This is a genomic window from Inquilinus limosus, assembly GCF_002195995.1.
Taxonomy (GTDB): Bacteria; Pseudomonadota; Alphaproteobacteria; order DSM-16000; family Inquilinaceae; genus Inquilinus; species Inquilinus limosus_C.
Map to the genome: position 1 here is coordinate 1 of NZ_NHON01000139.1, position 11,296 is coordinate 11,296.

Here is an 11,296-nt window from a genome sequence, read left to right on the forward strand (position 1 = left end):
GCGCCGGCCCCCGTGGTGGTGGCGCCGACCCGCGTGGCCGCGACCACCGCGCCCGCCCCCCTCAAGCGCCAGGCCAGCGGCCTGCCCAAGGGCTGGTACGTGCCCTCGGCGCCGGGGCGGTAGGTGATCACGAAGCGGGATACGTCCCGGCTGGGATGACGATTGCCTCTCCCGCGTCCGGCGGGAGAGGCAACGCGCGAAGACGCCCAACGAGTTCTCGCCCCGTCTAGAACCCCGCCAGCACCAGCTTGCCGACGGTCCTTCCGCTCTCGATCAGGGCGTGGGCGCGGCGCAGGTTGGCGGCGGTGATCGGGCCCACCACCTCGCCCAGCGTGGTCTTCACGAGGCCGGCATCGACCAGCCCGGCCACCTCGGTCAGCAGCTTGTGCTGCTGCACCATGTCCGGCGTCCGGTGCATCGACCGGGCGAACATGAACTCGATATGCACCGCCCCGGCCTTGCCCTTGATCTTCATGATGTCCAGGGCCTCGGGGTCGTCGATGAAGCAGATCTCGCCCTGCGGCGCCAGCGCCGCGGCGATCTCGTCCCAATGCCGGTCGGTGTGGGTCAGCGACAGGATGTAGCGCACCTGCGGCCGGCCGATCCGCGCCAGCTCCGCCGCCAGCGGCTTCGTATGGTCGATCACCGCATCGGCGCCCAGCCCGGCGACCCAGGACTGGCTTTCCGGCCGCGAGGCGGTGCCGATCACGGTCAGGCTGGTCAGGCGCCGGGCCAGTTGCACCGCGATCGACCCGACGCCGCCGGCGGCGCCGACGATCAGGATCGCGTCATCGGTCGGCACCTTGCCGACCGGCAGGCGGAAGCGGTCGAACAGCGCCTCCCAGGCGGTGATCGCGGTCAGCGGCAGCGCCGCGGCCTGGGCGAAGGACAGGCTCTCCGGCTTGCGGCCGGCGATGCGCTCGTCGACCAGCCCGTATTCGGCGTTGGTGCCGGGGCGGGTCAGGTCGCCGGCGTAGTAGACCGCGTCGCCCGGCCGGAACAGGGTCACGTCCGCGCCGACCGCGGCCACGGTGCCGGCGGCGTCCCAGCCCAGGATCACGGGCGCTTCGGCGGTGCCCTGGCGGCGCATCCGCACCTTGGTGTCGACCGGGTTGACCGACACCGCCTCGATCTTCACCAGCAGGTCGTGCGGGCCCGGAACGGGCGTCGCGGCCTCGAACTCGGCGAGCGACCGCTCATCCTCGATCGGCAGGCTGTCGACGTAACCGATGGCTTTCATGATCCTCGTCTCCCGAAGAGTTCGCCCCAAGGCGTCGGCGATGAAGATGAGACGCCGGGATCGATCGTGGAAATGAATAGTTGAGATTTTTGCGATCGCGACCGTAAATGGATGCATGAGCCTGCCCGATCTCGACATCGACGCGCTGCGCGCCTTCACCGCCATCGTCGACGCCGGCGGTTTCACCGCCGCCGGTGGCCGCCTGGGCCGCACCCAGTCGGCGGTCAGCGTCAAGATCAAGCGGCTGGAGGCGCAGCTGGGCCGCCAGCTGTTCGAGCGCACCAGCCGGTCGCTGGCCTTGACCCGCGACGGTGAGCTGCTGCTGGGCTATGCCCGGCGCCTCCTGGAGCTGAACGACGAGACCCTGCAGCGTTTCGCCGAGCCGGGGGCGGAGGGCGAGATCCGCCTGGGCATCGCCGAATACTTCGTGCCGCAGCACCTGCCCGGGGTGCTGTCACGCTTCGCCCGGGTGTTTCCCCGCGTGCATATCGAGGTCCGGGTCGGCATGAGCAGCGGCCTGATCGAGGCCTTCGACCGGCACGAGCTGGACCTCGTCATCGCCAAGCGTGACGACGGGGTGACCCGCGGCCGGGTGATCCACCGCGAGCGGCTGGTCTGGTTGCGCGCGCCTGGGCTGGAGCTGCCGCCCGGCGATCCGTTGCCCCTTTGCGCCCTGCCGCCGCCCTGCGTGTTCCGCGGCCGGGCGCTGGAGGTGCTGAAGGCGAGGAGGCAGGCCTGGCGGGTGCTTTACACCAGCGAAAGCGTGATGGGCGTGATCGCCGCCGCCCGCGCCGGCCTCGGCGTCGCCGTGACGGTGGAGAGCGCGCTGCCGGAGGATGTCGAGCGACTGACCCCGGAGATGGGGTTCCCGGATCTCGGCGAGGTCGAGCTCGCGGTGTTCGGCGAGGGCACCGGCCGGCGCGAGGTCAAGGCGACGCTGGTCGGCTTCATCGAGGACAGCCTGAGCCGGCTGCCGGCGATCCGACAGGCAGCCTGAGACGGCCATCACCCGGCTGTTGCATCCGGGATCTGCTCTCCGTCATGGCATAGGGAGGCCCGGCCGCCCGGCGGGCATCGGAACGCCTGCGGGCCAGCCGCGTGGCGGCCGGGCTGTGGCTTCTCCCCCGGATGGTGAGGGAGCGGTGCGGCATACGGCTTTATGGGTATTTTTAAAGATATTTGCCTGACAATCGCTAAAATTCTTCGCAAGCACACCAATAACGCATCGCGTGTGGTCAAAGAAGATGGAATTGCACAGAATGATCTGCCGCTCCGCAGAAGAAGACCTCCCGTGCCGACGTTCAGGCTTGATGCGGGCGGCATCCATCGAAGGAGCACGATATGACCCCCAGCATCGCCATTCCCGAGCCTGCCCGGCAGCAGCCAACGGTGTTCGGACTACAATCCGCGGCAGCGGTGGCCCGGGAACCGGCCCATCTCGAGGTCGCCCGCAGCCACTATCGCAACCTGGCTGTGGAGCTCGACCCGGTCGACCGGATCTACTGGTGCCAGATGCGACCGGAAGGACGGCCGAGCTTCACACCGGAACTGCTGCAGGACATCAACGACATGCAGCGGTCATTGCAGCGGCTGTTCGCGAGCCGCGCCGATGAGGCGCAGACCCCGTTCGACTACTATGTTCTGGCATCGAGCGTTCCCGGAACCTACAACCTCGGCGGCGATCTCGGCCTGTTCGCGGACAAGATCCGGGCCGGTGACCGTACCGCCCTGCGCCGCTACGGTCATCTCTGCATCGAAGCGATCCACCGCAACGCCATCGCCTTCGATCTGCCGGTCGTGACCATCGCGCTGGTGCAGGGAGATGCCCTGGGCGGCGGCTTCGAGAGCGCATTGGCGCACGACATGATCGTGGCCGAGCGCAGCGCCAAGATGGGCCTGCCGGAAATCCTGTTCAACCTGTTCCCGGGCATGGGGGCCTACAGCTTCCTGTCGCGCCGGCTGGGCGTGGTGGCGGCCGAACGGATGATCGCCAGCGGCAGGATCTACTCCGCCGAGGAGCTGCATGAAATGGGCGTCGTCGACCTGCTGGCCGAGGACGGCCAGGGCGCCGAGACTCTGCGCGACCATCTGGCCTGGCATCGCCGCAGGCGCAACGCCCTGATGTCGATGTACCAGGTCCGGCGGCGGGTAAACCCGGTGACGTTCCAGGAACTGCAGGATGTGGTCGAGATCTGGATCGATGCGGCGCTGCGGCTGGAGGAGGGGGACTTGCGCAAGATGGCGCGGCTGACAGCGGCGCAGGACCGGCGCCGGGAATCGGCGATGCCGTTCGCCGCTGAGTGACAGGGCCTGGCATCGTCCGTCCGCCGCAGGGAGGGGGTGGACGGACGGTTGGTCCCCCAGGAGTCCGGATATCGTGCTCGTCCGGACTCTCAGCCGCTGGTCGCCGATCGGGTGGCGGCGCCCCGGCGCCGAAGCAGGATCGGCCGCACGCGCTCCATCTCGGCTGCCAGTCGGCGCAGATGAGCGTTGCCGTTCAAGGTCAGGTCCGCGGAGCTGATCCCCTGCCAGTCCTGGCAGAGATCGGATAGGCCGCGGGCACCGATATTCGCGGTGGCGCTGCGCAGCGCATGGGCGTTCGACCGGAACCGAACGGCATCGCCCTGCTGCGCCGCCTCCTGCAACTCCTGCGCGATGGTCTCGATATCCGCCAGGAAGTCGTCGATCAGTTCGATCAGGAAGTCGTTGCCGCCCAGGGCCTCCAGCCGGTCGAGAACTCGCATGTCGATCGCGGCCGGTCCGCCCTGGGGCAGCGTGGTCACATTCTGCGGCAGGATCGGCTGCGGCTGCTCCGTCGCGGGGGCATGAGCGCCCAGGACGTCCTCGATCGCGGCGAACAGGGTCTCGGGTTCGATCGGCTTGGTCAGGCAGGCATCCATACCGGCCTCGGCGCAGCGCGCGGCGACGCCGGGGGAAGCGTCGGCGGTCAGTGCGACGATCGGCACATGCTTGCGGTCCAGCGCGGTGAAGCGGAACAGCTTGGTGGCCTCGATCCCGTTCATCACCGGCATGTTGATGTCCATCAGGACGAGATCGAAGGTCGCAGTGTCGAGCGCGTCCAGCGCCTCCTCGCCATTGGCTGCCAGCTGGACCTGATGGCCGGCGCGGACCAAGATCTCCCGCAGGACCTTTTGGTTCATGCGGTTATCGTCAGCGACCAGGATCGAGAGGCTGCGCCCGTTCGCAGCGCGGCTGGACGGGGCCACGGCATCCTGGCCGGCAGCGGCGCGTCCGGCCTGAGCGATGCGCAGAACCGTCCGAATCGTGCGGCCGTCGACATCCGCAGGCGCCATCGTGGCGAACACTTCGCGCAGCTCTCGCGGCAGCTCATCCCCGGCAACCGCCGGATCCCCGAGCAGGATCGCGCGGACTCCCGGGGCCGAGCGCAACACGGCGAGGGTCTTGGCCCGACGCTGCGCATCCTCGGGCAAGGCCTGCCGGTCGACGATCAGGATGGCGGCGGCGTCAGCGGCGCCCAGCGGATGCCATGCCAGCGCTGCATCGATCGAGCCGAAGGTTTCGATCACGCTGGCCTCGGGGGTCAGCAGCGGCATCAGCCGGCCGACCAGCGCCGCGTCACCGGCAACCACGCCGAGCTCCGGAATCGGCTCGCCGGCAGTCGCAGCAGCGGCCTCCCTCGCATGATCGAAGCCGAGGGTGAACCAGAAGGTGCTGCCGACCCCCGGCGTGCTGTCGACGCCGATCTCGCCGCCGAGCAGGGTGACCAGCCGCTTGCTGATGGCAAGTCCCAGCCCGGTACCGCCGAACCGGTCCATGATCGACGAATCGGCCTGGCGGAAGCTTTCGAAGATGTGGGCGGAAGCCTCCGGTGCGATGCCGATGCCGGTGTCGGAGACCTCGAAGCGTAGCCGCGGCCGCTCTCCGGCTTCGTCCGGCTCGCTCCCGACCGTCACTACCACGCTGCCGGACTCGGTGAACTTGACAGCGTTGCCGAGCAGGTTGAGGACAATCTCCTTCAGATGCCGCTCGCTGCCCCGCAGGCGCAGAGGCACGCGGCGGTCGATGTGAATCGCGACGTGCAGGCCCTTGGACTGGGCCTGGGCCAGCACCATGGCCCGCATCTCGGCCAGGACGGTCGGCAGGTCGAACTCGGCCGCCTGCACCGACATCTGCCCGGCCTCGATGCGGGAGAAGTCGAGGATGTCGTTGATCAGCGTCAGCAGCTGCCGGCCGGCCGAGACGACGGTCCGGGTCATCTCCCGCTGAGACGGGTCGAGCCGGGTGTCGTGCAGCACCGATCCCATGCCGATGATGGCGGTCAGCGGGGTCCGCAGCTCATGGCTGACGCTGGCCAGGAACATGCTTTTCGCCTGGCTCGCCTCCTCGGCCTGCTGCTTGGCCTTTGACAGCTTGGTGATGAGAAGGCCGGCATAGAGCGGCAGGATGACGATGCCGGCCAGCAGGCCCAAGGACAGGCTGAGATTGTCGTGCCAGAACGGCGTGGTGACGACCACCAACCCGAAGCTGACGACGCCGACGGCCATCGCCAGATAGAGATAGCGGATTCCGAACCGGAAGCCGTTGCCGAGAATCGCCCACAGATAGATCGGGAAGAACACCGACGACATCGTGCCGCCGAAATGCAGCTGCAGCGACAGGACGCCCAGGTCGCCGATCAAGGCCAGCACCCGCCGGGGGATGCAGCGCCGCGGCCGCATCGCGATATGCACGAGGAAGCCGATGCCGGTCAGCAGGTAGACTGTCGGCAGGATCAGATCGGACGAGCTGCCGTCCGTCGCCAGCACATAAGCGAAGATGAGCAGGCAGAACGCCACCCGGTTGTAGCCCATCTCGTGCTCGCTGTCCGGACGATTCCGGAAGCGTTGCAGGATGCGCTTGATCGTAGTGTCTGATCCTGCCCGCCGTCTGTTGCTGATCATCGGGTGCAAGGACTCCAGCCGGCCCGCACGATCATTTCGCCAGGCAGCGGCTGTATAGAGGCATTAAAGGCAAATTGCGGCGACATAACAACCCATCTCTCCGCTGGCCGCCGCGAATGGGCGTTGGCCCCGGTTATTCCGGCATCGGATTCATGAAATAGAGGTTCGGGCACTGATGGCAATCGGGCCGATGATTCGTCTTGATCCGCCGGAATTGTCTGCTGCTTCGCCGGTCCTGTCCAGATCGGGATCGGGCAGCACTGTCATGTCCCGCCATCTGTCGGGGCCGGGGATGGGCGAGGATCCTCCGGCCGGCGACGGTGCCCTTCCTCGATCCATGTGGCGTCGGAGAGGCCGTCGACCAGGGTCCGCAGCCGCTCGCCGGCGGAGATAACGCGCCGGGTGATCTCCTGCTGCGCCGGGTCGAGCTTGGTGTCCTGCAGCACCGATCCCGTGCCCAGAATGGCGGTCAGCGGCGTCCGCAGCTCATGGCTGACGCTGGCCAGCAGAAAACTCTTCGCCTCATTCGCGGCCTCGGCCTGCCGCTTGGCCTGGGACAGCTTGCGGATCAGCGGCGCGGCGGCGATCGGCGCCAGCAGCAGACCGGCGATCAGCCCGGCGGACACCGCCGGCTCAGACTGCCAGAACGGCGTGGCCGCGATGACCGTGCCGAACGCGACGAGACCGCCGGTCGTCGCCAGCGCCAAGAAACGGAGGCCGAAGCGGAAGCCGTTGCCGAGGATGACCCAGATGAGCAGCGGGAACAGGAACGCGGTCGACTCGCCACGAAGGCACATCTCGCTGGCCAGCACGCTGCAATCGCCGATGATGGCGACGATCCGGCGAGCATTGCAGGCCTGGGGCCGGCGCAGGATGTCGGCGAAAACGGCGAGGCAGAATGCGGTATAGGTGACGTAGACGATGATCTCTCCGGGCCCGAAATTGCCGGTCGCAGCCAGATAGATCGCCGTCGCGGTCGACAGCGCGACGCCGTTGAACCGCATCTCGTGCTCGCTGTCCGGACGGGATCGGAGGCGCCGGATGACCCATCCGATCGGAGATCTCTTCGTGCTGTCTGTCATCGTCACAGGCGTTCTCTATCAGGCGTTCTCTATATAGCGGCGATCGGGAGGATCAGGCCCGGGGAGCCGGTCGTCCCAGCGGCAGAGGGGCGGGCTGGTCCACCAGGCCTGCACCGGCCGTCCCGGCGTCGAGGCCGCCGGCCATGCCGTCGAGCAGGGTTTTCACCTGCTGCCCCGCTACGACGACCCGCCGGGTCATCTCCCGCTGCGCCGGGTCCAGCGCGGTATCCTGTAGTCCTGAGCCGTTGCCGAGGATGGCAGTCAGCGGCGTGCGCAGATCGTGGCCGACGCTGGCCAGCAGGAAGCTCTTGACCTCGTCCGCCGCCTCGGCCTGCTGCTTGGCCCGCAGCAGCTTCCGGATCAGCGGCACCGCCGAGAATGCCACCAGCAGGATGCCGGCGACCAGCCCGGCCGACAGCGCCCGTTCCGAGCGCCAGAACGGCGTCGTCGCCACCAGGGTGCCGAAGGAGGCGAGGGCGACGGCCGTGGCCAGGGTCAGGAAACGGAGGCCGAAGCGGAAGCCGTTGCCCAGGACCACCCAAAGATAGATCGGGAACAGGATCGTGGTGGCGGCATCGCCGAGATGCATCACCCAGTACAGGGAGATGAAGTCGTTGAGGATCGAGAAGGTCCGGCGCGGGCGGCAGACCCCTGGATGGCGCGGGATATGCGCGAGGACGCAGACATTGAGCGACATGTAGACGAAGAGGACGGCGATCGCGTCCGGATCGGCGCCGCCCCGGCCCAGGAGGTAGACCAGGATCGCGATCGCGAAGCCGGTGCCGTTGAACCGCATCTCGTGCTCGCTGTCCGGACGGGCCCGGAGGCGCTGCACGATGCGTCCGGGCCACGATCCCGGCCCCGCCTGTTCCTTCCTCTCGATCATTCGCCCGAGCACTCCGTCCCGGCCGGCACGATCGTGCCGCCGGGCAAACCGAACCGTCAAACCCTGACCGAGGCGCTATGAAATCCGTCGATCCGCCGTCCAGCGTCGCACGAAATCCCGCAGCTGGTCGTCCGGCATCGGCCTGGCGAAGTGAAATCCCTGAACCTCATCGCAACCCAGCATGCGGACCGTCTCGAGCTGCTCGGGAGTTTCCACCCCTTCGGCGGTGACGTCCAGGCCAAGATCATGGCCGAGATTGGTGATGGCGCGAACGATCGCCGCATCCCCCGGGCTGGTTTCCAGGTTGCGGATGAAGCTGCGGTCGATCTTCAGCCGGTTGACCGGGAAGATCTTGAGGTAGTTGAGCGAGGAATAGCCGGTGCCGAAATCATCGATGGCGAAGCGGACGCCGAGGCCGCGCAGCTCCTGGATCCTGCTGGCCGCCGATTCCGCGTTCTGCATCAGCACGCCCTCGGTCAGCTCCAGCTCCAGCGCCGATGGCGCGAGGCCGCTGTCCTCCAGCGTCTGCCGGATCAGTCGGCCGATATCCTGCTTGCGGAACTGCAGCGAGGTCAGGTTGACGCCGACGCGCAGCGCCAGCCCGTCGCGGGCCCAGGCCGCGGCCTGCATGCAGGCCTCGCGCAGCGCCCAGGTGTTCATGGCGATGATCAGCCCGGTCTCCTCCGCCGCCGGCAGGAACTGCGCCGGCAGCAGCAGGCCGCGGGTCGGGTGCTGCCAGCGCATCAGCGCCTCGGCGGCGACGATCCGGCCGCTGTGCAGGTCGACCTGCGGCTGGTAGTGCAGCACGAACTGGTCGGCCTCGACCGCCGCCCGCAGCTCGGTCTCCAGCACCACCGCGTCCTGGATGCTGGCGTTCAGCTCGGTGGCGAAGAAGCGGTACTCGCCCGGCCCGTCGGCCTTGGCCCGGTACATCGCCAGATCGGCGTTGCGGAACAGCTGGTCGGGATCGTTCCCGTCGCGGGGATGCAAGGTGATGCCGATGCTCGCGGTCAGCGACACGGTGCTGTCGTTGCGGATGTGCGGCCGGGCGATCTCCTGCAGGATCTGCGCCGCCGCCGCGGCCGCGTCCTCGCCGCGGGCGAGGCCGAGCTGCAGCACCGCGAACTCGTCGCCGCCCAGCCGGGCGATGATGTCCCCCGGCCGCGCCGTCAGGCTCAGCCGCCGCGCCACCTCCTGCAGGATCTGGTCGCCGAAATGGTGGCCCAGCGCGTCGTTGATCGACTTGAACCGGTCGAGGTCCAGGAAGTGCAGGGCGAAGGGCGCGTCGGGGTCGCGGCCCAGGATCCGGCGGATCCGGTTCAGGAGATGCACCCGGTTGGGCAGGTCGGTCAGCGCGTCGTGGTTGGCCAGGTGGTGCAGATGCTCCTCGGCCAGCTTGCGGTCGGTGATGTCGAGCGCCGTGGTCAGCACGCTCTCGACCTGGTTCGCGGCGTCCCGCAGCGGCGCCTTGCTGGTCAGGAACACCTGGCGCACGCCGCTGCGCTCGACCACCTCCTCATAGCTCGGCAGCGGCTCGCCGGAGGCGAAGACCAGCTGGTCCATCTGCCGGCTGCGCGCGCCGCGCTCCGACCCGAACACGGCGGCGACATCCTCGCCGACCAGGGCGGCGGTGGTCGAGCCGCTGATCGCCGCCTGATAGGCGTTGACGAAGACGCAGCGGCCGTCGCGGTCGGCGGCGCTGATCATCGCCGGCAGCGTGTCGATCACCTGGGCCAGCGCGTCGCGGCTGCTGCGCAGCGCCTCCTCCTGGCTGCGCCGGGTGCGCTCCAGCTCGCGCTCCAGCGTCGCGGCGCGGCGCTTGACCCGCTGCTGCTGGCGGCGCAGCCGCAGCAGGTTGCGCGCCCGGGTCACGAATTCGTGATGGTCGACCGGGCTCTGCAGGAAATCGGTGGCGCCGGCCTCCAGTGCCTGCAGCCGGAAGCTGCGGTCGTCATAGGCGGTGATGACGATCACCGGCACATCGGCGACATGCGGGTTGCCGCGCAGCCGGCGGGTGAACTCAGCGCCGTCCAGGTTGGGCATCTTGTAGTCGGCGATCACCAGGTCCGGGGTGTGGCCCGCCAGCCAGTCCAGCGCCTCCAGCGGGTCGCCGAACGCCTGCACCGTCACCTGGCTTTCGAGCGAGGCGGCAAGCCTGGAGAAGATGTTCCGGTTGGTGGGCCGGTCATCCAAGATGACGACGAGCGACATTCCTGCTTCAGAACTCCCTGTCGTCCGCGGCGTCCGCCGGCAGGGCGGCGCCCGGGTGGTATGGCCCACCCATACTATATGCGGGGTTTTCGCCGCATTATGAGGGAATTCGTATGATCACCGGGCTGGATTCATCCGGTCCGGTGATTTCGCCTACTCCGAAACGGTCGCGACCACCGGCGTATGGTCCGAAGCCTTGTCGCGGCCGCGCGGCTCGCGGTCGATGACACAGGTTTCGAGCCGGTCGGCCAGCTCCGGGCTGGCCAGCAGATGGTCGATGCGGATGCCGTTGTCGGCCTGCCAGGCCTGGCCCTGATAGTCCCAGAAGCTGTAGCCGGTGGCGGTCGGGTTCAGCGCCCGCCACGAATCGGTCAGGCCGAGATGGGTCAGCGCCCGGTAGCGGCGCCGCGTCTCCAGCAGGAACAGCGCGTCGCCGACCCAGGCATGCGGGTCGGCGGCGTCGCGCTCCTCCGGGATGACGTTGAAGTCGCCGCCCATGACGAAGGGCCGGCCCGCGGCCAGCAGCGTCCCGGCCCGGCGGTGCAGCCGGTCCATCCAGGCCAGCTTGTAGTCGTATTTCTCGGTGCCGGCCGGGTTGCCGTTCGGCAGGTACAGGCCGCAGACCCGCACGCCCTTGACCGTGCCCTCGACATAGCGGGCCTGGGCGTCGCCGTCGTCGCCCTCCAGCCCGGTCATCGGGTCCTCGATCGGGTGCTTCGAGATCAGGGCGACGCCGTTATAGCTCTTCTGGCCATGCACCAGCAGCCGGTAGCCCAGCGCCTCGAACTCGAAGCGCGGGAAGGCCTCGGTCTCGCATTTGATCTCCTGCAGCACCGCCACGTCGGGCTCGGCGCTGCGCAGCCAGTCCAGCACGTTCGACAGCCGGGCCTTGACCGAATTGACGTTCCAGGTGGCGATGCGCATGCCTCAGCCCTCCGCCCGGAGGATCGGGGAC

Annotated in this window: 8 protein-coding genes; 2 read left to right on the forward strand and 6 right to left on the reverse strand. The window is 68.5% G+C overall.

From position 1 onward, the window contains the following. Positions 1-226 precede the first annotated feature (226 nt). The gene (locus BWR60_RS33680; RefSeq protein ID WP_088157309.1) at positions 227-1,240 is read right to left on the reverse strand and encodes a zinc-binding alcohol dehydrogenase family protein; all 1,014 of its coding nucleotides are present in this window, start codon (positions 1,238-1,240) and stop codon (positions 227-229) included. 115 nt (positions 1,241-1,355) lie between these two features. Here BWR60_RS33680 and BWR60_RS33685 point away from each other — a divergent pair, with 115 nt between their 5' ends. Both BWR60_RS33685 and BWR60_RS33690 read left to right on the forward strand, forming a co-directional pair. After that, complete coding sequence (locus tag BWR60_RS33685; RefSeq protein WP_088157311.1) at positions 1,356-2,237, forward strand: LysR family transcriptional regulator; 882 nt, start codon at positions 1,356-1,358, stop codon at positions 2,235-2,237. Positions 2,238-2,581: 344 nt separating this feature from the next. Then, positions 2,582-3,544 (forward strand): crotonase/enoyl-CoA hydratase family protein, encoded by a 963-nt coding sequence (locus BWR60_RS33690; RefSeq protein WP_088157313.1) that lies wholly within the window; start codon positions 2,582-2,584, stop codon positions 3,542-3,544. A gap of 89 nt (positions 3,545-3,633) precedes the next feature. On the opposite strand, the gene BWR60_RS33695 is transcribed toward BWR60_RS33690, so the two are convergent. From BWR60_RS33695 to xth, 5 genes are all read right to left on the reverse strand, one after another. Next, a complete protein-coding gene (locus tag BWR60_RS33695; protein WP_179222060.1) occupies positions 3,634-6,072 on the reverse strand; it encodes an ATP-binding protein in 2,439 nt (812 codons plus the stop codon). 353 nt (positions 6,073-6,425) lie between these two features. Next, on the reverse strand, positions 6,426-7,166 hold the full coding sequence (locus tag BWR60_RS38805) for a histidine kinase dimerization/phospho-acceptor domain-containing protein (RefSeq protein ID WP_179222061.1): 741 nt from the start codon (positions 7,164-7,166) through the stop codon (positions 6,426-6,428). Positions 7,167-7,296: 130 nt separating this feature from the next. Then, complete coding sequence (locus BWR60_RS33705) at positions 7,297-8,079, reverse strand: histidine kinase dimerization/phospho-acceptor domain-containing protein (protein ID WP_179222062.1); 783 nt, start codon at positions 8,077-8,079, stop codon at positions 7,297-7,299. Positions 8,080-8,205: 126 nt separating this feature from the next. Next, entirely contained in the window at positions 8,206-10,341 is a 2,136-nt protein-coding gene (locus BWR60_RS33710) for an EAL domain-containing response regulator (RefSeq protein ID WP_088157321.1), read from the reverse strand. Between the two features lie 153 nt (positions 10,342-10,494). Next, positions 10,495-11,265, reverse strand: coding sequence for an exodeoxyribonuclease III (gene xth / locus BWR60_RS33715; protein WP_088157323.1), 771 nt, complete (start codon positions 11,263-11,265; stop codon positions 10,495-10,497). Positions 11,266-11,296 lie beyond the last annotated feature (31 nt).